General features: G+C 70.2%; 16 protein-coding genes and 2 tRNA genes. 10 read left to right on the top strand and 8 right to left on the bottom strand.

The annotated features are described in order from the left end of the window. Positions 1-59 precede the first annotated feature (59 nt). Positions 60-947, bottom strand: a complete 888-nt coding sequence (locus NYZ95_RS05250) for an SDR family NAD(P)-dependent oxidoreductase (protein ID WP_262849421.1) — start codon at positions 945-947, stop codon at positions 60-62. Positions 948-1,019: 72 nt separating this feature from the next. Between NYZ95_RS05250 and NYZ95_RS05245 the strand changes: the two genes are divergently transcribed. Beyond that, on the top strand, positions 1,020-1,457 hold the full coding sequence (locus tag NYZ95_RS05245) for a winged helix-turn-helix transcriptional regulator (RefSeq protein ID WP_262849420.1): 438 nt from the start codon (positions 1,020-1,022) through the stop codon (positions 1,455-1,457). Positions 1,458-1,471: 14 nt separating this feature from the next. Here the strand turns inward: NYZ95_RS05245 and NYZ95_RS05240 are convergent. Together NYZ95_RS05240 and orn are read right to left on the bottom strand one after the other, a co-directional pair. Continuing rightward, positions 1,472-1,544 (bottom strand) — tRNA-His (locus NYZ95_RS05240). Positions 1,545-1,592: 48 nt separating this feature from the next. Further along, complete coding sequence (gene orn, locus NYZ95_RS05235) at positions 1,593-2,249, bottom strand: oligoribonuclease (RefSeq protein ID WP_262849418.1); 657 nt, start codon at positions 2,247-2,249, stop codon at positions 1,593-1,595. A gap of 125 nt (positions 2,250-2,374) precedes the next feature. Between orn and NYZ95_RS05230 the strand changes: the two genes are divergently transcribed. Together NYZ95_RS05230 and NYZ95_RS05225 are read left to right on the top strand one after the other, a co-directional pair. Then, complete coding sequence (locus NYZ95_RS05230) at positions 2,375-3,169, top strand: DsbA family protein (RefSeq protein WP_262849417.1); 795 nt, start codon at positions 2,375-2,377, stop codon at positions 3,167-3,169. A gap of 101 nt (positions 3,170-3,270) precedes the next feature. After that, positions 3,271-3,717 (top strand): OsmC family peroxiredoxin, encoded by a 447-nt coding sequence (locus NYZ95_RS05225; RefSeq protein ID WP_262849415.1) that lies wholly within the window; start codon positions 3,271-3,273, stop codon positions 3,715-3,717. Position 3,718: 1 nt separating this feature from the next. On the opposite strand, the gene NYZ95_RS05220 is transcribed toward NYZ95_RS05225, so the two are convergent. After that, positions 3,719-3,792, bottom strand: a tRNA-Arg gene (locus tag NYZ95_RS05220). A gap of 56 nt (positions 3,793-3,848) precedes the next feature. On the opposite strand from NYZ95_RS05220, the gene NYZ95_RS05215 reads away from it, so the two are divergent. From NYZ95_RS05215 to ettA, 5 genes are all read left to right on the top strand, one after another. Continuing rightward, positions 3,849-5,276 carry a PrsW family intramembrane metalloprotease gene (locus tag NYZ95_RS05215; RefSeq protein ID WP_262849414.1) on the top strand — a complete coding sequence of 476 codons (1,428 nt, stop codon included), beginning with the start codon at positions 3,849-3,851 and terminating at the stop codon, positions 5,274-5,276. A 104-nt stretch (positions 5,277-5,380) separates the two neighbouring features. Beyond that, positions 5,381-7,099, top strand: coding sequence for a dynamin family protein (locus NYZ95_RS05210; protein ID WP_262849411.1), 1,719 nt, complete (start codon positions 5,381-5,383; stop codon positions 7,097-7,099). A gap of 1 nt (position 7,100) precedes the next feature. Then, positions 7,101-8,720, top strand: coding sequence for a GTPase (locus NYZ95_RS05205; protein WP_262849410.1), 1,620 nt, complete (start codon positions 7,101-7,103; stop codon positions 8,718-8,720). A gap of 123 nt (positions 8,721-8,843) precedes the next feature. Next, on the top strand, positions 8,844-9,314 hold the full coding sequence (locus NYZ95_RS05200; protein WP_262849409.1) for a single-stranded DNA-binding protein: 471 nt from the start codon (positions 8,844-8,846) through the stop codon (positions 9,312-9,314). A 52-nt stretch (positions 9,315-9,366) separates the two neighbouring features. Continuing rightward, positions 9,367-11,049, top strand: coding sequence for an energy-dependent translational throttle protein EttA (gene ettA / locus NYZ95_RS05195; protein ID WP_262849408.1), 1,683 nt, complete (start codon positions 9,367-9,369; stop codon positions 11,047-11,049). Positions 11,050-11,133: 84 nt separating this feature from the next. Here the strand turns inward: ettA and NYZ95_RS05190 are convergent, their stop codons facing one another. The 3 genes from NYZ95_RS05190 to NYZ95_RS05180 all read right to left on the bottom strand — a co-directional run bounded on the left by NYZ95_RS05190 (position 11,134) and on the right by NYZ95_RS05180 (position 18,713). Next, positions 11,134-14,934 carry a glycosyl hydrolase gene (locus tag NYZ95_RS05190; protein WP_262849407.1) on the bottom strand — a complete coding sequence of 1,267 codons (3,801 nt, stop codon included), beginning with the start codon at positions 14,932-14,934 and terminating at the stop codon, positions 11,134-11,136. Next, entirely contained in the window at positions 14,931-18,065 is a 3,135-nt protein-coding gene (locus tag NYZ95_RS05185; RefSeq protein WP_262849405.1) for a family 78 glycoside hydrolase catalytic domain, read from the bottom strand. Before NYZ95_RS05185 ends, NYZ95_RS05190 begins: the two co-directional genes overlap by 4 nt. A 162-nt stretch (positions 18,066-18,227) precedes the next feature. Further along, the gene (locus tag NYZ95_RS05180) at positions 18,228-18,713 is read right to left on the bottom strand and encodes a MarR family winged helix-turn-helix transcriptional regulator (RefSeq protein WP_262849403.1); all 486 of its coding nucleotides are present in this window, start codon (positions 18,711-18,713) and stop codon (positions 18,228-18,230) included. Between the two features lie 141 nt (positions 18,714-18,854). Here NYZ95_RS05180 and NYZ95_RS05175 point away from each other — a divergent pair, with 141 nt between their 5' ends. Further along, entirely contained in the window at positions 18,855-19,391 is a 537-nt protein-coding gene (locus tag NYZ95_RS05175; RefSeq protein ID WP_262849401.1) for a YceI family protein, read from the top strand. Between the two features lie 89 nt (positions 19,392-19,480). On the opposite strand, the gene NYZ95_RS05170 is transcribed toward NYZ95_RS05175, so the two are convergent. Continuing rightward, positions 19,481-20,062 carry a TetR/AcrR family transcriptional regulator gene (locus tag NYZ95_RS05170; RefSeq protein ID WP_262849399.1) on the bottom strand — a complete coding sequence of 194 codons (582 nt, stop codon included), beginning with the start codon at positions 20,060-20,062 and terminating at the stop codon, positions 19,481-19,483. Between the two features lie 107 nt (positions 20,063-20,169). On the opposite strand from NYZ95_RS05170, the gene NYZ95_RS05165 reads away from it, so the two are divergent. Next, positions 20,170-21,315: an acyl-CoA dehydrogenase family protein gene (locus tag NYZ95_RS05165; RefSeq protein WP_262849396.1), complete on the top strand. Its 1,146-nt coding sequence runs from the start codon at positions 20,170-20,172 to the stop codon at positions 21,313-21,315. Positions 21,316-21,360 lie beyond the last annotated feature (45 nt).

Raw genomic sequence — 21,360 nt, 5'->3', positions numbered from 1 at the left:
CGACACCATGTTGACAAAGATACCGACTACCTGTCGGGAAACCCAGACCTATGGCGTGGCTATCCGGACTGGACCGTCCCCTCGTGGGCCGCGAGGATCGCGCGGGTGGCTGCGGCAAGACGGTCTGCGTCCGCCGGATTCAGCGTCTTCAGACTGAGCGCGACGCGCTTGTGCCGGTCGATCGCGCTGAGCGGCGCCTGGGGCGGCTCCTCGATGAAGCGGTGGATGGGAGCCACGGCGCGTCCGACGGGGCGTGCTGCCAGGGTCGCGAGCGCCCGGAGCATCACGCGCACCGCCGGGCGCAGCGGTGCGAGGTCCCCGCTCTTGGTGAACCCCGGGTGGTAGAGGACGTACGGGACGGGGTTGTGCGGCTGTGCGGCGAACATCACGCCGAGGAGGTCGTTCGCACGTGCGGCCTGCAGCTGCGCGGCGACCATCCCGTAGTCGGCCTCGAGCTGGAGGTCGTCCCAGTGCAGGCGACCCTTCGTCGTCCCGACCCCGGCGACGTTGACGATGACGGGACTGTGGCTGCGACGAAGCAGGGGACTGAGACCGTAGCTGAGCAGGTAGCGACTGAGGTAGTACACCGCGAACACCTGCTCGAGACCGTCCGCGGTGACCGTCCTCCGGGGGGCCTGCCGGTTGGCGAAGAGGGCGAGAGCGTCGACGACGTCGTGGTGGGCCGCGATCCGCTGGATGACAGCACGGGTCTCACCGAGGCTGGACAGGTCCACCCGCTGGAACTCGATGACCCCTGGAAGGTCGAGCCGGGTGCTCTCGTGCAGCAGGCGCTCGCCCTTCTCCGCGTTGCTCCCCAAGACGATCACGGTCTCTCCGAGGGCAGCCCTCCCGAGAGCGACAGCACGACCCATCCCGTCCGTCCCTCCGCTCACGACGACGGTGCGCGGCGTCTGCTCGCCCTTCAGCGGTACGGCTGGTCGGCTCATGTTCCTCCTCGTCTCGACGCTGGTTGGCACTAGCATCGAGAACCTTCGACGGGTGCGGAAGGAGGCAGTTGAATGTCTGGTACGCACACGGAGGTGCCCACCCTCGTCGGCACGACCTTGCCGGAGCCGGTGCCCTCGGACGAGTACGAACGGTGTCCGGTGACCGACGTCGTCCGCCGGGTCGGTGACAAGTGGACCCTCCTGGTGCTCGTCCTCCTCGGTCAGCGCGCGCACCGCTACAACGCGCTCCACCGAGAGATCGAGGGCATCAGCCAGCGGATGCTGACGCGCACGCTGCGCACGCTGGAGGGCGACGGCCTGGTCAGGCGAGAGGTGTTCCCCACCGTGCCGCCGAGCGTCGAGTACAGCCTCACGCCGTTGGGGAGGTCACTGTTCGAGCCGCTCTCGGCCTTGGCCGACTGGGCGGTCGAGAACGCGGCGGCGATCGCCGCCGCGCGGCATCGCCCCGAGGTGCAAACGAAGGACGCCAGGCCTCGGACGATGTCCTGACCTGGCGTCATCAGGGTGGATGACGGGACTTGAACCCGCGGCCACCGGCACCACAAGCCGGTGCTCTACCAACTGAGCTACACCCACCGCGCGCGACACGGCATCACCGTGTGCGGCGTGCACGAGTGTAGCGGGTCAGCCCTGGGGGTCCGAAACGTGGGGTGCCTCTGCAGGGCCCTCCTTGGCGTCGCCTCCGCGCAGCGCGCCGGAGTGCTCCGCCGCGAGCGCCTTGGCGGTCTCACTGTCCGGGCCGGGCTCGGGCACGAAGACCGCAGCACGGTAGTAGCGCAGCTCCTCGATGCTCTCGAGGATGTCGGCGAGCGCGCGGTGGTTGCCGGTCTTGGCGGGCGCGTTGAAGTAGACGCGGGGGTACCAGCGGCGGGAGAGCTCCTTGATCGACGAGACGTCGACGACGCGGTAGTGGAGGTATCCCTCGAGCTCGGGCATGTCGCGCAGCAGGAACGCGCGGTCCGTGCCGACGGAGTTGCCGGCGAGAGGCGCCTTGCCGGCGTCCGGCACGTGCTGCTTGATGTAGTCCAGGACGACCTGCTCGGCGTCGGCCAGCGGGAGGCCGGCGTCGAGCTCCTCGAGGAGGCCGGAGCTGGTGTGCATCTGGGTGACGACCTCGTTCATCTGGTCGAGCGCCTCGCGGGGCGGTTTGATCACCACGTCGATGCCTTCGGCGACCGGGTTGAGCTCGAAGTCGGTCACGATCGCCGCCACCTCGATCAACGCGTCGTTCTCGAGGTCGAGCCCTGTCATCTCACAGTCGATCCATACAAGCCTGTCCATCACGACCAACCACCCTATCCGTTGACACCGGCCGGTAACCTGGTCGCGGTCGTACGGGAACGCGGGCACCGGCTCGCACGTTCTCCCGATGACACGTGTCCGTATGCGAAGGATGGATGACCCAGGTGGCCACCAAGGATGACAAGCGCGCCCGTCGCGAGCGCGCCGAGCAGATGCGCAAGGAACGCGAGCGCCAGGACAAGCGCCGCCGCAACCTCATCACCGCGGCCATCGTCGTCGTGGTCGTCGCGGTGATCGCCGGTGCCGGCTTCGCGGTGAAGGCCGCGGTCGACAACTCGGCGGACGCTCCGACGCGTACGCCCTCCGGTCTCACCGACGAGGGTGGCGTGAATCTCACGGCGACCGACCTCGGCGGCACGGCTGCCGAGGACCCGGTGAAGGTCACCGTCTTCGAGGACTTCGCCTGCCCGCACTGCAAGACGTTCGAGGAGACCACCGGCCAGGTCCTCGACCAGCAGGTTGCCTCCGGCGCGATCGACGTCGAGTACCGCCCGGTCGCGTTCCTGAGCGACTTCTCCAACGATGCCATGGGCGCCGCGATGTGCGTGTTCGAGGAGGACGGTGCCAAGACGTTCCGCGACTACGCCAAGCTGCTCTTCGCGAACCAGCCTCAGGGCAGCTCGCTGAGCGAGAAGGAGTTCCGCGACCTGGCCGAGGAGGCCGGCGCGAGCGAGGCCGCGCTCGACTGCATCACCGGTCGCCCGTTCCGTGACTGGACCGAGGAGCAGACCGAGAAGGCCTTCGACCAGCCCGACTCCGATGGGTCCAAGCTCTCCGGCACCCCGACCGTGTGGGTCGACGGCAAGACCGTGAACGGCCCCGAGGACGCCGAGGGCAACCCCAGCGTCCCCGGCACCGAGGACATCCTCAAGGCCATCGAGGCGGCCAAGGCCAGCTGACCGCAGGCCTTCGACGACCGGCGAGACCCCGTACGCGTGATGCGTACGGGGTCTCGCGTCTCTACGGTGGAGTTCCCACCACCGACGACGGGAGCGACACCATGGCGACACGTACCGCGACGACGCAGTGGACCGGAGGCCTCCAGGACGGGTCGGGGCGCGTCACCCTCGACAGCTCGGGCACGGGGACGTTCGACGTCTCGTTCCCGCGCCGCATCGCCGACGAGGCCGAGGGGAGCACGAGCCCTGAGGAGCTGATCGCTGCCGCGCACGCGTCCTGCTACGCGATGGCCCTGTCGGGCGGGATCGCCAACGCCGGCGGCACCCCGCAGTCGGCGTCGGTGCGCGCCGACGTCACCGTCCGCCCCGACCGCGACAACGGAGGTCTGCTGATCTCGAAGATCGTCCTCACCGTGCGGGCCAAGGTCGACGGGCTGACGTCCGAGCAGTTCTCCGACGTGGCCGAGGAGACCAAGAAGGCTTGTCCGGTCAGCAAGGCGTTGGCGTCGGTCCCGGAGATCGTCCTCGACGCCACGCTGGAGAGCTGAGCGCGCCCGGAGGGACTCGAACCCCCGACCCGCGGATTAGAAGGCCGCCGCTCTATCCAGCTGAGCTACGGGCGCCCACAGGCAACCCTAGCGGCGCGTGACCGGTCGGTGTACGCCGCTAGGGTTCTCGTGTGTCCCAACCGTGGGCGGCATCCGCGCCGCAGCCCCCGTCGGCGCCGGTCCCACCCGGGCCGCTGCCGCGGCTGCGCGACCCCATGTGGCAGCGGGGCCACACCGTGCTGGTGGTGCTCCTCTTCATCACCGCTGCCATCGGCGTCGTCGGCGTCTGCTTCTTCGCGATCACCAGCGGCGACGCCGCCGGCAGCGGCCTGAGCCTCCTGTACGCGGTGCTGCCGCTGCCGGCGATGCTCGGCTGCTTCTTCTGGCTCGACCGCTACGAGCCCGAGCCGTGGCACTACAAGCTCGCCGCGGTCGTGTGGGGCGGTGTCGTCTCCGTCGCGATCGCCCTGGTCGCCCAGATCCTCATCTCGGAGACGTTCGACCTCTCCGACGAGGCGCTCGCGACGTTCATCGCCCCGGTCACGGAGGAGCCGGCCAAGTGCCTGTTCCTCGTGCTCACGTTCCTGAGGATGCGCCGGGTCATCGACGGGCTCGTCGACGGCCTGGTCCTCGCGGGCCTGGTCGGGCTGGGCTTCGCCTTCGTCGAGAACGTCGTCTACTACGCCGGCGCGTACGTCGGCATCGACGAGACCGGGGTCGACGGTCCGGCAGCCACCACGGTCACGTTCGTGCTCCGCGGCATCATGAGTCCGTTCGCCCACCCGATGTTCACGGCCGCCTTCGGGATCGCCGTCGGGCTGTCGGTCCACCAGCGCTCCAAGGCGCTGCGTGGACTGATCTGGGGGGTCGGTCTGTTCGGGAGCATGCTCCTGCACGGCATCTGGAACGGCGGCGTGAGCTATCTCGGCGGCACGGGCTTCCTCCTCGCCTACGGCTTCACGGGGCTGCTGCTCGCGGGCACGATCGTCCTCGCCGTGCTGGCCCGGCGCGACCAGGGCCGCTACCTCGTCCGTGCGCTGACCGACATCGCCCGGCGCGGCTGGCTGGTCGCCGACGAGATCCCCTACATCGCCTCCCTCGCGTACCGTCGCAAGGCGGTCAAGCACGCCAAGCTCCACGGCGGCAAGACCTCGGCGAAGGCGACGAAGCGCTACCAGCGCGACGCCATCACGATGGCCTTCCTGTACGCCGGGGTGATGGACCGCCAGCCGAAGCCGCAGGCCCCGCAGCGCGTCGACGCGTTCCTCGCGGAGATGCGGGTGCTGCGCCCGTACGTGGTGCTGCCGCCGCCGCTGCGCTTCTCGTACGCGGGTGCCAGCGCGTACGGAGGACCGCCCGGCGGCGCCCGCCCGTACGCCGGCGGCACCCCGTACGGGGCGTCGCCGCAGGCGCCCTCGGCGTACCCGCCCAACACCCCGTACGGCGCGCGCCCGCGTTACCCGGCGCCCCCGGCCGGCCCCTCGAGCCCCGACATCCCGCCCCACGCCCCGCGGCAGCAACCCCCACCAGGGCCGCGCTCTCCGGAGCCCCGCGGGTGACCGCCGACACGTCCTCGGGGGTGCGCTGCGATCACGGTGCGTGATCCCTTCCCCTCTCCATTACGCTGAGGTCGGGCAACTACACCCCTTCTTCGGAGGTTCGAGTGTCGACGGACGGCTCCACTGCGACTCTGCTCGCTGCGCTGCTCAAGCTGCGCACCGAGCTGAGCGGTGCTGCCCTCGGGCTGGACATCCCCGGGGCGGCAGACGGACGTGACGCCCAGCGGGCGTTGCTGGCTCAGCTCGACGACTACGTGCTGCCGCGGCTGGTCCAGCTCGATGCGCCTCTCCTGACGGTCGTGGGCGGCTCCACGGGGGCCGGCAAGTCCACCCTCGTCAACTCGCTCGTCGGTCGTCGGGTGACCGAGTCAGGCGTCCTGCGGCCCACGACCCGCTCGGCGGTGCTCGTGCACAACCCCGCCGACGCGGACTGGTTCCAGCCCGACCGGATCCTTCCCGACCTGGCCCGCGCGAGCACCCAGTCGCACGACACCCGCTCGCTGACGCTGGTGGCCGCGCACACGGTGCCCAAGGGCCTCGCCCTCCTCGACGCGCCTGACGTCGACTCCATCGAGACCGAGAACCGCCGCCTCGCCACCGAGCTGCTCGCCGCGGCCGACCTGTGGCTCTTCGTGACGTCGGCCGCCCGCTATGCCGACCAGGTGCCGTGGGACTACCTGCGCGAGGCTGCCGACCGCAGCGCCGCGGTCGCGATCGTCCTCGACCGGACCCCTGACTCGTCGATGGGGGAGGTCCGCGGCCACCTCGCGCGGATGCTGACCGCCCGCGGCCTGAAGGACTCCCCGCTCTTCACGGTGCTCGAGTCCGAGATCGACGACGACGGCCTGCTGCCGCCGAGCGCGGTCGCCCCCATCCTCAACTGGCTGCACGACCTCGCCGCCGACCCGGAGGTCCGGTCCGCGATCGTGACCCAGACGCTCGATGGCGCGGTCCGCAAGATCGTGTTCGGGGCCTTCGACGTCGCGGACGCGGTCGCCGACCAGGGAGCGGTGATGAGCGCGCTGGTCGAGGACGTCGACCGTGCCTACACCGGCGCCGAGGCGGCGTTCGCCAAGGCCGTGTCCGACGGCACGCTCATGCACGGCGAGCTGACCGCCCGCTGGCGCGACTTCGCGGGATCCGGCGACCTGCTCCGCGGGGCCGACGACCGCATCGGCCGCATCCGCGACCGCATCGTCGACAGCGTCCGCGGCCGCCGCGCACGGGTCGCCGAGGTCCAGGAGAGCCTGGCGCGCAACGTCGAGCTGCTCCTGCTCGAGCAGGCCGAGGCCGGCGCCCACGGCGCGTACCAGGCCTGGGAGCAGAACCCCGCCGGCTCCCGCCTCATCGACGGGCCGGGCCGTGAGCTCGACCGGGCGACCCGCACGCTGCGCTCGCGCGCGGAGCGGATCGCCTCCGACTGGATCGAGGCGTGCACCGAGATCGTGCGCGCCGAGGGCGCCGACCGCCGGATGACGGCACGCTTCCTCGCGCTGGGCACGACGGGCTCGGCCGTGACGCTCGGCGTGTGCGTGGTCAACGAGCTCGCCCCTCGCGATGACGAGGCGGTCACCGGTGCTGCGACCGCCCGCCAGCTGCTCGTCGACGTGTTCGCAGACGCCACCGCGCGACGTCTCGTCGAGCTCGCCAAGGAAGACCTCCTCCGTCGGGCGGGCACGGTCCTGCGCGACGAGCGCCAGCGGTTCTATGACGTGCTCGCACGGACTGCCGCTGCACCCTCTGCAGCCGATAGCATTCGAGCCGCCGCTCGCGCAGCAGAGGACGCGCGGCACACCGACCTGATCCCCGAGGACTGGGACTGACGTGACTGACACCCCTCCCGCACCGCTGTTCAGCACGAGCGGCGGTGACGTCGCCGCACGTGTCGACGGACTCGCCCGCGCCGTCGAGGCGTCCGCCGGCAGGCTCGACCCCGCACTCGTCGAGGAGGGAGCGGCTGTCGTCCAACGTGCCAGCGCGCGCCTGCGCCTCGCCAGCGACCGTACGGTCGTCGCGCTCGCCGGCGCGACGGGCTCCGGCAAGTCGTCGCTCTTCAACGCCGTCGCCGGCGTCGAGCTCTCGGCGGTCGGCGTCCGTCGACCGACGACGTCGTGGGCGATGGCGGTGGCCTGGGGAGACGACGGCGGCCGCCCGCTGCTGGAGTGGATCGGCATCCCCGAGCGCCAGCAGATGTCTCTCGGGAGCCCGCTCGGGCTCGTCCCCGACGACACGAACCTCGACGGACTCGTCCTCCTCGACCTGCCGGACCACGACTCGACCGAGGTCGCGCACCACCTCGAGGTCGACCGCCTCGTGAAGTACGCCGACGTGCTGGTGTGGGTCCTCGACCCGCAGAAGTACGCGGACGCCGCCGTGCACGAGCGCTACCTGCGCCCGCTCTCGCGGCACGCCGAGGTGACCATGGTCGTCCTCAACCAGATCGACAAGCTGCCTCCTGAGCAGTGGGACGGCACGCTCCAGGACGTACGCCGACTCCTCGCGGAAGATGGCCTGGCGGGTGTTCCCGTCCTCGCGGTCTCCGCCCTGCGCGGCGACGGCGTCGACGACTTCAAGCGCGCGCTGGTGCGCCGGATCCGCGACAAGCAGGCCGCCGGGCTCCGTACGGGTGCCGACGTCGAGCACCTCGCGAAGGCCTTCGAGCAGCTCAGCGGCGACGCTCCCGCGATCGGGCTGACCGACTCCGACCGCGAGCAGTTCATCGACACGCTCGCGCACGCGGCCGGGGTCTCCGCGGTGGCGGACGCCACGGAGAAGACGCTCGTGTCGCGTGCGGTGTCGGCGACGACGTGGCCCCCGCTGCGGCTGATCGGCCGCTCCAAGTCCACGACCAACGGTCCCGCGCTGCAGGCCCTGGGAGGCGAGGGGAGTGCGGCGCGCGTCCAGCGCCCGGCCGTCGACGTCGCCGTCCGTGACGTCGCCGAGAAGGCCGCCATCGGCCTCACCCCGTCGTGGGTGCAGTCGATGCGACGTGCCGTGGTCCTGCCCAACCGTGACCTGGCCGACGTCCTCGACCTCGCGATCGCGCGTACGGGGTTGGGCACCGACAAGACGCCGGCGTGGTGGTCGTTCGTCAAGCTCGTCCAGTGGGTGGCGCTCGGTGTCACCATCGCCGGTGTCCTGTGGCTGCTCGCGCTCACCGGCGCCGAGCTCACCGGCTCGGCGTCCGCGCCGACGGTGGCGGGCGTGTGGCTTCCCGCCTACCTCGCCGGTGGCGGTCTGCTCGTCGGGCTGCTCCTCGCCCTCGTGACGACGGTGATGGCGAAGTCGTCGGCCTCACGTCGCGCCCATGGCGCGGAGGACCGCCTGCGCGCGACCATCGCCGACGTCGCCCGCGAACGCGTGCTCGCCCCGGTCGACAACGAGCTCGCGGCGTACGAGCAGGCGCGGCGCGGCATCGCTGCCGCGCTCGGCCGCAACGTCTGACCTCGGCTCGCTGCTCTTCGCTCGTCCACAGCGTCCGGTCGTCCTCAGGGCGACCGGACGTCGTGCGTCCACGGGCTCGTCGGACACACGCTGTTGGTGTCCCCGACGAGACAGGAGCAACCGATGAGCGACAACCAGATGATCGTGTACGGCAACCTCGGCACGGAGGTCGACTACCGGGAGAGCAAGGGCTTCGGGTGGGCGATGTTCAGGCTCGGGTCGACCCCGCGCATCTTCGACCGCAACCTGGGCCGCTGGCGCGATCTCGAGACCGTCTGGATCACCGTCAAGGCCAGCCGCACCTTGGGTCAGAACGTCGCGTCCTCGCTCAAGGTGGGCGATCCCGTGGTCGTGATCGGCCGGCTGCGCAGCCACACCTGGGAGGACAAGGACACCCGGGAGCAGCACCAGCGGCAGGTCCTCGAGGCGACGGTCGTGAGCCACGACCTCAACCGCGGCACCGCGGCGTTCACGCGCAACGAGCCGGCCCCGTCCCAGGAGCAGTCCACCTCCGACGGCGAGGCGGTCGCGGAGTTCGAGAGCAGCCATGCAGCCCCTCTGCCGGGGGCGCGAGCAGAGACGGTCCCGGCATAGCGGGGCGTCCGATTCACGCACAGCGTGGTCGAGCGCCTAGGCTTGAGTCACCATGGCTGACTACGTCTTCACCCTGCACAACGTCCGCAAGTCGCTCGGCGACAAGGTCGTTCTCGACAACGTGACGCTGTCGTTCCTGCACGGCGCCAAGATCGGTGTCGTCGGCCCGAACGGCACCGGTAAGTCCACGCTCCTCAAGTTGATGGCGGGCATGGAGCAGCCCAACAACGGCGACACCTACCGGGATCCCGAGGCCACCGTCGGGATCCTCCTGCAGGAGCCGCCGCTGACGGAGGGCAAGACCGTCCTCGAGAACGTCGAGGAGGCTGTCGCCGACATCAAGGGCAAGCTCGACCGCTTCAACGCGATCAGCGAGGAGCTGGCGAGCCCCGATGCCGACTACGACGCCCTCCTGGCGGAGATGGGCGACCTGCAGACCGATCTCGACCACGCCAACGCGTGGGACCTCGACTCGCGGCTCGAGCAGGCCATGGACGCGCTGCGCTGCCCGCCGCCGGACGCGATCGTCGACCACCTGTCTGGTGGTGAGCGGCGCCGCGTCGCGCTGTGCAAGCTGCTCCTCCAGCAGCCCGACCTGCTGCTGCTCGACGAGCCCACCAACCACCTGGACGCCGAGAGCGTGCTGTGGCTGGAGCAGCACCTCGCGAAGTACCCCGGCTGCGTCCTCGCCGTGACGCACGACCGCTACTTCCTCGACAACGTCGCGCAGTGGATCCTCGAGCTCGACCGCGGCAAGACGCACCCGTACGAGGGCAACTACTCGACCTACCTCGACACCAAGAAGGAACGCCTCGTCGTCGAGGGCAAGAAGGACGCCAAGCGCCAGAAGATCCTGGAGCGCGAGCTCGAGTGGGTCCGCTCGAACCCGAAGGCCCGCCAGGCGAAGAGCAAGTCCCGTCTCGCCCGCTACGAGGAGCTCGCCGCCGAGGCCGAGCGTCGTCGTTCCGTCGACCTGTCCGAGATCAACATCCCGGCCGGTCCGCGTCTCGGTGACGTCGTCCTGGATGCCAAGAACCTCACCAAGGGCTTCGGCGACCGGACGCTCATCAACGACCTCAGCTTCTCGCTGCCGCGCGCCGGCATCGTCGGCATCGTGGGACCGAACGGCGTCGGCAAGACCACGCTGTTCAAGATGATCGTGGGGGAGGAGGAGCCCGACGCCGGCAGCCTGACCGTCGGCAGCACGGTCAAGATCTCTTACGTCGACCAGTCGCGCGGCGGGATCGACCCGTCCAAGAACGTGTGGGAGGTCGTCTCCGACGGTCTGGACCACATCAAGGTCGCGAACTTCGAGATGCCCAGCCGGGCGTACGTCGCGTCGTTCGGCTTCAAGGGGCCCGACCAGCAGAAGCGTGCCGGCATCCTCTCCGGTGGCGAGCGCAACCGCCTCAACCTGGCGCTGACGCTCAAGATGGGCGGCAACCTGCTGCTGCTCGACGAGCCGACCAACGACCTGGACGTCGAGACGCTGCAGTCCCTGGAGGACGCGCTGCTCGAGTTCCCGGGCTGTGCCGTGGTGATCTCCCACGACCGGTGGTTCCTCGACCGTGTCGCCACGCACATCCTCGCGTGGGAGGGCGACGCCGAGAACCAGGCCAACTGGTATTGGTACGAGGGCAACTTCGCCGACTACGAGGCCAACAAGGTCGAGCGGCTCGGCCCGGAGGCGGCTCGCCCGCACGCCCTCACGTACCGCCGCCTCACCCGCGACTGAGCGGACGCAGGACCCGACGAAAGAACCCGACGTTCCACCCCCAGATCCGGGGTGGAACGCCGGGTTCTTCTGTCGGGTCGTACGTCAGCCCGTGGCGCCCGCGGGCAGCACCCTGATCGCGTCGACCACGAAGTCACCGGTGCCGGCGATCGGGTCGAGCCGGAGCTGGGTGAGCGACGCGTCCTGGCGGGGGATCGGGACCTGGTAGGTCCGTGTCCCGCCCGACTCGACCGTGAACCGGCCGCTGCGCGCCTCGGCGAAGCCGCCGTCGGTCGTCGCCCAGAACACCTGACCGCCGCCACCGGTCGTCGACGACATCACGACCTCGACGACGGCGCCGTCACCGAGCGGGACCGACACCTGCGGGCCCACGAGGTACGGGTCGCCGCCCACCGACGAGAACCGCAAGGCCCCGTCCGACGCCTCGAGTCCGTCGATGTGGTTCGCGCCGACCCAGCCCTCGGTGTCGCCGGCGGCCTCGAACTCCCACGCGGCGTACGACTGGACGACCTTCACCTCTGCCGTACGGACGATGCTGCGCCCGTCCGGCCCGTCGAGCGTGATCGTGACCTCGTGCACGCCTTCCGCAGCGTCGGCGGGCGGCGTGACCTCCAGGCCGACGCTGGTCCGCACCTGCGCCCCCGACGACGGCTCGGACACCTCGACGACCGCCGGGTCGGCCGACCAGCCTTCCGGGACCGCCGTGCGCAGCGTGGCCGTCAGGTCCTCGGGCGCGATGCCGGTCACCGTGGCGGTGAACCGGACAGCACGCCCCGGGGTGACGGACGCAGTGCCGGGCACCACGGCAAGGTCCATCGAGGTGACCTGCGTGCCGCGGGTGAGCGCGAGCTCGACGACCTTCTGCGGGCGCAGCGCCACGGGACCGAGCAGGCCGGAGGGCGCAGCGCTCCCGTCGACCGCGTTCGCCGAGGCGTTGGTCACCCGCACGGCGATCACGTTCTCCCCGTCGCGGAGGAGATCGGTGACGTCGACGGTGTACGGCGACCAGTCGAGCGAGCCCGCCGTACTGCCGTTGACCGTCACCTCGGCCAGCTCCCGGACGCGGCCGAGGTCGAGCTGGATCCGACGGTCGTCCGTACGGAACCCGTCGGGCAACGTGAACCTCTTCGTGTACGTGCCCGACCCGGAGTAGTCCCGATCGAGGTCCGTCCACGAGCCGAGGGGTCGCGTCACGGTCTGGGCGCCGTCCCGGTCGAACCGGAACGCCCAGTCACCTCCGAGCGCCAGCGGCTCGAGCGGGTCGTCGACGGTGGTCACCGCGCCGTACTCCTGCCCGCGGAACGCGCCGCGGGCGTAGACCTCGCCCGGGCGGTCGGCCACGAGCGTGGCACGCAGCTCGCCGCCGCGGAACGCGACGTCCTCTGTGTGGGCGTTCGTCGCGGTGAGGTGGGCAACCTTGCCGGTCGGGTGCGCCCCGGGACGGAAGGTGATCCAGCGCGCCTCGTACGGCTCCATCGTCAGCGGGACGACCGTACGGCCGCCGTCGCGGCGGAAGACCGGCGCGACCTCGGTGTCCCCGGTCTCGGGGTCCCAGTGCTCGGGCGTGCCGGCCACGTCGAAGCGTGCGGTGGTGCTGACCTCGCGACCGGACAGGTTCACGACCAGGAACGCGTCGTCGGCCTTGCGCTTCACGTGGCGGACGCGCAGGTCCGGTGCCGAGTCCAGGGTCACGCCCGGCGTCACCCGCGACGCGACCACCTCGGCCAGCCTGCTGCGGTCGGGCAGGTACGCCGCGAGCCCGCCGCCGCGGTGCTTCTTCGTCGAGGCCACGGGTGCTGCCGGATCGGTTCCGAACAGCGCCGTCAGACGCCGCTGGAGGGCAGCGTCGCGACCGGACGCCTCGCGGGTGGCCAGGCCGTCGACGGCGACGACGGTGCCGCCGTCGGCGACCAGGCGTTCCAGGGTCCGTACGGCGTCGAGCGAGAGCACCGTGGTCCGGGGGAGGACGAGCGCCTGCCACCGCTGGCGGTGCAGGGCCAGCTCGCCGTCGCGTACCTTTACCTCGACGCCGAGGTCCTCGTCACCGGCCAGCGCCAGCTCGTCGAGGTAGTCGAAGTCCAGCTGAGCACGCAACAGGTCGTTCGACGTGCCCTTCCACGAGTCGTCGACCGGTCCCAGCGCCGGCCCGTTGCCGGCGAACCCGCGGACGTCCCACGGCGTCCCCGTCGCCATCACCGACGAGCTCGGGTAGAGGACCCCGACCGGGTTCATGGCCACCGCGCCGCGCGCAGGCTCGGTGAGGCGCCCGACCATCTCGGCGTACTGGGAGAAGCGGGGCCAGAAGGTGTTCTGGAAGAACTGGCTCGGCGGGGACTCCGACGCGCGCTCGCCGTCGGTGGAGTAGTAGAACGCGTGGTTGTCGATGAGGTCGACCCCTCCCGCGGCTTCCCACGCGACGGTCCGCTTCATCTCCTCCATCGTCAAGTCCCAGCCGAACGCGCCGAACGTCTCGGCGAGGTTGCGCTTGCGGTCGAAGAGGTGCGCCACCGAGGAGTTGAGCTTCGGTGTGATCGCCGAGGTGTCGAGCCCGCTGATCAGGTCCATGCCCGGCAGCTGGTAGTGGCGGCTCATCTCGAACCAGCTCCCGCCCTCGATCAGCTTGTGGCTGCCGAGGTCCTCCTCCACGAGCGGGTTGGAGATCAGGGCGATGTCGTGGTCGGCCGCCCAGTCGGCGAGGGGCTTGGTGTGCGCCTCGTTGTAGCGGTCGGAGAGCGCGTCGTAGTAGTCGACCCGGGCGCGCGTCGTCGACGCACCGGCGTCGTACCAGATCCCGAGCAGGTCCTGCGTCAGGTCGTACCCGGCGTTCTCCTCGAGGTAGTCGCGGAAGCCGGGCGTCCAGGGGATCGACCCACGCGAGTCCAGCCCGCCGCGGTTGTCCGGGAAGTTGTTGTAGAACCCCGGCTCGTCGTTGAAGATCCCGGGGATCGTGGTCCCGAAGTGGGGCCCGAACCGCTTGGCGTACGTCTCGTGCGTGATGTCGATGAACTTCTCGGTCACGTCGGGGTTGAGCATGTCGACGTACGGCTCATCCGGCTCGAGGTCGGGGTGGTAGTTCTCGAGCGGACGCTGGACGAGGTGCACGACGCACCACGCTCCGGCGGGCGCCTCCCACGTCAGCCGGCCGTCCTTGATCCTGTCGGTCAGCTCGATCGTCGAGTCGCCGTCGAGCTGCGCGCCCCGGGCCTCACCATTGGTGGTGCAGGTCCCGTCGCCGGCCTTGCGCGCCGCCAGCGTCGCGACCAGCTCCGGCTGGGGAGCGTCCGTGCCGTCGCCCTGGCCCGGGACCTCCGCGTCGTACGTGGTCCCGCCTTCGACCTCGACCGCGCTCGGCGACAGGTACCACGGCACGTACGAGGGGTCGGCCTCGATGGTGCGCCCGTCGACGTCACCGCCACGGACGGTCCGCCCGCCAGCGAAGCCGCTCGGCCAGTTGAGGTCGTCGTACAGCCACGCCTTCATCCCGCGGCTGCGCGCCTCCTCGAGCACGAAGCCGACCTTGTCGAAGTAGTCGGTCGAGAGGTAGTACGCGTTCTCGGTCTTGCCGAACTCGCCGCCCAGACCCTGGCGGGGATGGATGAAGAACTCCTCCACGCCGTTGCCCTGCATCTCGTCGAGCTGGCGTTCGAGCTCGGCCTCGGTCAGCTTGCCGTTCCAGAACCAGAACGCGTGCGGGCGACTCGTGGACGGCGGGTCGGCGAACGCCGCCGGGTCGAGCCGGCCGGTCGCGTCGTCCCAGGCCGGCGGCGTGGGGGAGCGGTCGGTCGCGCTCGAGGCGCCGGTCAGCCCGAGCGTGAGTGCGGCGGCCGCGAGCCCGGCCGCTGCGGTGCGCGCGCGACGGCGCCAGACGGTGGAGTGCGGACTCATGCGTCCTCCTTCACGGTGAAGCGGTAGGTGCCCGAGCCGAGCTCTGCGACGACCTGTCCGTCCTCGACGCGGGCGTCGCTGATGCCGACGGCCTTGGTCAGCGGCCGGCCGCGCTCGGTGACCGCACGCAGGTCGGACGCCGAGAGCTTGACGGTGGCGGTGGTGTTCACCGGGACGGTCACCTCGAGCGTCAGGCGGCCGTGCTTGCGCTCCCACCGCGAGCGGATCTCGCCGTAGCCGGACTCGTACCGCGCGTCGGCGTGGTCCAGGCCGCCACCGGGCTGCGGGGCTACGGTGAAGTGCCGGTAGCCCGGCTGCTCCGGATCAGGCTGGATGCCGCCGATCGTCTGGTACATCCAGTTGCCGACCGCGCCGTAGGCGTAGTGGTTGAACGAGTTCATGCTGACGTCGCCGAAGCTGCCGTCGGGCATGATCGAGTTCCAGCGCTCCCAGATCGTCGTCGCGCCCTTCTCGACCTCGTAGCCCCAGGACGGGTACGTCCGCTGGTTGACGAGCTTGTAGGCCACGTCCGTGTGTCCGGTCCGGGTGAGCACCGGCAGCAGGTCCGGCGTCCCGAGGAAACCGGTCGCCAGGTGCCAGTCGTGCCGTTCGAGGTTGGCGACCAGACGGTCGGCGGCCGCGTCGACGAGCTCGTCCGGGATCAGACCGAAGGACAGCGCGAGCACGTAACCGGCCTGGGCGTCACCCGGGAGCGCGCCGTCGTCACCGACGTACTTCGCGACGAAGGCGTCGCGCACGGCGGCAGCGAGGTCGGCGTAGCGGTCGGCGTCGGCGTCCTTGCCGATCGCGTCGGCCATCTCCGAGACGAGCCTGGCGACGTGGGCGAAGTACGCGGTGCCGATCAGGTCGCGCGGCGTGTTGTCGTCGAGGTTCAGCCAGTCGCCGTACCCGGCGTCGGGTCGGATGTAGCCCTCGCTGTTCTTCTCGAGGTAGTCGATCCAGGCCGTCATCGACCCGTAGCTCTCCTCGATCACGGCTCGGTCGCCGTACGTCTGCCAGACGGTGTACGGCACCGTGACCGCCGCGTCGCCCCAGCCTGCGTTGCCCGCGCCGACCACCGGCACGTACGGGACGACGTCCGTGACGGCGCCGTCGGGTCGCTGGGCGTCGCGGAGGTCCTGCAGCCACTTGTCGCCGAGGAACGTCGAGACGTCCATGTTGAACGCGGCCGTCGGGGCGAAGACGTTGATGTCGCCAGTCCACCCCATGCGCTCGTCGCGCTGCGGGCAGTCGGTCGGCACGCTGAGGAAGTTGCCGCGCTGCGACCACACGATGTTGCTCTGGAGCTGGTTGAGCATGGGGTCGGAGGTCTCGAAGTGCCCGGTGATCGGGGCATCCGTGCCGAGCACCTTGCCCACCAGGTCCCGCTTGCCGGGCTTCTTCGAGAGCCCGGTGATCTCGACGTAGCGGAAGCCGTGGAAGGTGTAGCGCGGCTCGTACGTCTCGACGCGGTCGCCGCGGGCGGTGTAGTAGTCGATGACCCGGGCGCTGCGCATGTTCTCCGTGTAGAGCGTGCCGTCCGGGTTGATCTCCTCGCCGTACCGCAGCCGCACCTTCTGGCCCTCGGCGAGCCCGCGCAGCGTGACGGCCACCGTGCCGACCATGTTCTGGCCGAGGTCGAGCACGTACGCGTCCGGCGTGGGCTCGGTGATCTTCTGGACCGGCAGCTCCTGCGTGACACGGACCGGGGGAGCCGACTCCGCGACGAGCGCGGTCTCGACGTCGGTCTTCTCGACCACCGGGGCCCACGAGCGGTCGTCGAACCCGGGACGCGTCCAGCCGGGCGTCTCGCGGCGGGCGTCGTACTCCTCGCCGTCGAGGATGTCGGCGTGGGTCACCGGACCCGCGGTGCTCTTCCAGGAGGTGTCGGAGACGACGCGCTCGGTCGTGCCGTCGGTGTAGGTGATCTCCAGCTGGCTGAGCAGGCCGGGCAGCTTGCCGTACAGGTTCGGCCCGTAGATCGCGATCTTGCCGGCGTACCAGCCGGTCGACAGGCGGGCGCCGAGCGCGTTGGCGCCCCGCTTCACGAGCGAGGTGACGTCGTAGGTCTGGTACGGGGTGCGCTTGGCGTAGTCGGTCCATCCCGGCGCCCAGCGGTCGTCGGAGACCTCACGGCCGTTGAGCTGGAGGTCGTAGATGCCGAGCGCGGTCGAGTAGATCCGTGCGGACTTCACGTCCTTGCGTGCGGTGAACGTCGTACGCAGCTGGGAGGTCAGCTCCGCCGCGGCTTCGGTCGTCGGGTTCCAGCGGATGGTCCGGTCGCCCGTCGCGGGCTCGCCGTCGGCGTACGCGCGGCCTTCGGAGAACACGTCGTCGGTGTGGCTCCACCAGCCGGCGACGCCTTCGAGGTCGGACATCTCGAGGTAGTACTCGCCGGGCTCTGCCGGGGTCGCGAGGGTGATCTCGGCCCAGCTGTTGTCGGCGTGGTCGACGAACCGCTTCTCGGCGACGGCCTCACCGGTCGGCCCTCCGCGGCGGAGCGTCAGGGTGAAGTCGGAGTCGGCGGTGCCCCACGTCGGGAAGCTGCCCCCGATGCGGTCGAACGGCCGGTCCGTGGTGACGGACTGGCCGAGGGTCTTGCCCGCTCGGAGCGAGGCAGGCGTGTTCTGCTGCGAGTTGGACGTGGGCAGCGGGAGGTCGGTGTCGTGCGCGATCCACTGCGCGGACCAGTCCGTGGCATCGAGGAGGCCGGTCTCGAACCAGGTCGGCGCGCTCCAGGGGCCGGCGTGGCCGGTCACGTCCCAGGCCATCACCTTCCAGTGGTAGCGGGTCCGCGACTCCAGCGGCGGACCGCCGTACGGGACCTGCCGGGACTCGGTGGAGTCGACCTTGCCCGAGTCCCAGACGTCGCCCTTCCCGCGGGCGAGGAGCGCGGGACTGGAAGCCACCAGCACGCGGTAGGCGGACTGGGACTGGGCGCGCTCGCGCGACGTCAGCTGCCAACCGAAGGCCGGGAGGCGTTCACCGACGCCGAGCGGGCGGGTCTGGTGGTCGGTGGTGAGGGTCTGGGGGCGTACCTCGCCCGGCGGGGACGCCTGGGCGGGTGCGAACGGGAGGAGGAAGGCGGCGACCGTGAGTGCGACCGCAAGCTTGAACAGGCGTGAGCTCATCGAGCGGGATCCCTTCGGCGCGTGAGCGCGGAGACGAATCGGAGCCGAGCATGACGGTGTGACGGTGTTGAATCGTTTCACTGTGACCTTCGCAACACTTGGATGCGAAGGTCAACCACCGCGTCCGCTTTCGGCCACGCCGCAGGGATGTCGGGTCGGACGTCAGAAGCGCGCGCCCTCGAGGCTGGTCCGGATGCGCTCGAAGACGCGTCCGACCACCTCGAACTCCTCGTCCGTCGCGTTGTCGAGGAGGTAGCGGCGCACTCCGCCCACGTGGGTGTGGGCCGCCTCGCGGAGCTTCTCCATGCCCTCGTCGGTGAGCAGCGCGTTGACCCCTCGGCCGTCCGACGCGCACGAGCGGCGCTCGACCAGGCCGGCGCGTTCGAGCCGCGCGACCGTGTGGGTGATGCGGCTGCGGGAGTGGGCGACCTGGTTCGCGACCTCGGCCATGCGAAGGGTGTGGTCGGGTGCTTCCGAGAGCCGGACGAGGATCTCGTACTCGGGCATCGACAGGTCGTGCTCGCGTCGGAGGTCGCGGTCGAGCTGGTCGAAGAACACCGTCGAGCCGCCCAGGAACGACCGCCAGAGCGCCTGTTGGCGGTCGTCGAGCCAGCGCGTGTCCGGGGAGGCCTGAGTGGTCGAGGTCATACCAGAAGTGTACCGAGGGAATAGTTGTGAATTCAATTAGTTATGGCTAGGGTGTGGGGAGTTGGTTGAAAGCGCAACGACATGCGGCGCCAGCTCATCGACCTGCACGACATCCACCGATCACCTGGAGGGCATACAGCCATGGCACAGATCACCGCGGGAACCTGGAACTTCGACCCGACGCACACGGAGGTCGGCTTCACCGTCCGTCACCTCATGAGCAAGGTGCGCGGCAAGTTCGAGAAGTTCGAGGCCAGCCTCACCACCGCGCCGGACATCACGCAGTCCACGACCACGGCGACGATCGACCTCTCCTCGATCAACACCGGTACGCCGGACCGTGACGCGCACCTGCGCTCGGCGGACTTCTTCTCCGTCGAGAGCCACCCGACGATGACCTTCGTGTCGACCGGGGTCGTCCAGAAGTCCGACACCGAGTTCGTCGTCACCGGTGACCTCACCATCAAGGACGTCACCAAGCCCGTCGAGCTCGCGGTCGAGTTCCTGGGCGAGGGCGGCGACCCGTGGGGCGGCACCCGCGTGGGCGTCGAGGCCACGACGACGATCAGCCGCAAGGCGTTCGGCATCGACTTCAACATCCCGCTCGAGGGCGACAAGGTCATGATCGGCGACAAGATCAACGTCATCATCGCCGGCGAGGCCGTCCTCGCTCAGTGACCTCTCCGCGCTGAGGCGTCACCTGCGTCGATGCAAAGAAGTGGCCGCCCAGGAGCAGAAGCTCCGGGGCGGCCGCTCTGCGTCGTGGGTCAGCTCGTACGGGCCCCGACGGCGCGCAGAGCGAGATCGGCGTAGAGGCGTCCCACCGACTCCGGAGTCCGCGGCCCGTCCGGCTGGTACCAGCGGACGAGGTCGATCGCCATCGAGATGAGCGCCAGCGCGGTCCCCGGGACGTCGTCGACCTCGAAGACGCCCTTCGCGACCCCCTCGGCGACGGCGTCGCGGTAGATGCGCTCGATGTCGCGCCGGTAGCCCGCGACCTCCCGCCGGTGCTCGGGGGAGAGGGCCGCGAACTCGTACTGGACGACCCGTGCCTTGCGGCTGTGCACGGCGTGCCACTTGGTGAACTCGTACTGCATGGTGGCCAGGCGTGCGACCGGGTCGGCGGTCGAGGCGTACGCGTCGGCGATCATGTCGCGCGTCGAGCGGTGGCCGTCCGAGCTGATCTCGTACAGCAGCTCCTCTTTGGAGGAGTGGTGGACGTAGAGTGCGGCAGGACTCATGCCCGCCCGCGTCGAGATGTCACGGGTGGTGGTGGCGTGGAAGCCGCGGCTGGCGAAAGCCTCGACGGCGGCGTCCATCAACCGCTGGGGAGCGGGTACCTCGGTCATGGTCTCTCCTGCACGACGAGCCAGCGGAGGGCGAGGACCCTCCTCAACGCTAAGCGAGCGCTTAGTACACTCTAGGTGATCGCGACCCCTCACCCGGAGGCACTCCCATGAAGCGAGCCATCTTCGACGAGGACCACGAGGCCTTCCGCGGGTCCGTCCGTGAGTTCGTCGAGCGTAGCGTGCTCCCTCACGTCGAGCAGTACGCAGAAGACAAGGGACTCCCGCGCGAGTACTGGCTCGAGGCCGGCAAGCAGGGCCTCCTCGGGCTCGAGGTGCCCGAGGCCTTCGGCGGGTCCGGTGCTGAGGACTTCCGCTTCAACGCCGTGCTCGCCGAGGAGCTGTCGAAGGTCAACGCCGCGCTGCCGTCGTGCACGGGCATCCACTCGGACATCGTCGCTCCGTACCTCGTCGAGCTGACGACGGACGAGCAGAAGGAGCGGTGGCTCCCGCGGTTCGTCACCGGCGAGCTGCTCACGGCGATCGCCATGACCGAGCCGTCCGGCGGCTCCGACCTCGCCGCGCTCAAGACGACGGCGGTCCGCGACGGCGACGAGTGGGTCCTCAACGGCTCCAAGACGTTCATCACCAACGGCTGGTCGGCCGACCTGGTGGTCGTCGCCGCCCGCACCAGCCCGGAGAAGGGCGCGAAGGGCATCACGCTCTTCGCCGTCGAGACCGGGATGGACGGCTTCACCCGCGGACGCAAGCTCGACAAGGTCGGCCAGGCGGAGTCCGACACGGCGGAGCTCTTCTTCAGCGACGTGCGCGTCGGCGACGACCAGGTGATCGGCGAGATCGACCGCGGCTTCATCGCGATGATGGAGCGTCTCCCGCAGGAGCGGCTGACCTGCGCCGTCGCCAACGTGGCCCACGCCAAGCAGATCCTGCTGGAGACGATCGACTACGCGAAGGAGCGCCACGCGTTCAAGCAGCCGATCGGCGCCTTCCAGCACAACAAGTTCCTCCTCGCCGAGCTCGTCACCCGCATCGAGTCGGTGGAGGCGTACGTCGATGCGGCGGTGCTCGCCCACACCCGGCGCGAGCTCACCGCGATCGACGCAGCCAAGGTGAAGTGGTTGTCGTCCCAGGTCCAGAACGAGGTCCTGGACCACTGCGTCCAGCTGCACGGCGGGTACGGGTTCATGAACGAGTACCGCGTCGCCCGCGCGTGGCGCGACGCCCGTGTGACCAAGATCTGGGCCGGCTCGAACGAGATCATGAAGGAGCTCATCGGCCGCGACCTCGGTCTCTGACCTCGTCGGAGCCACCGCTCACCGCGCTGCACCTCTCGGGACACT

The sequence above is a fragment of the Mumia quercus genome, assembly GCF_025506335.1.
Lineage (GTDB): Bacteria > Actinomycetota > Actinomycetes > Propionibacteriales > Nocardioidaceae > Mumia > Mumia quercus.
Note: the sequence above shows the minus strand (reverse complement) of the source record. Positions and strands in the feature narration are given on the sequence as shown.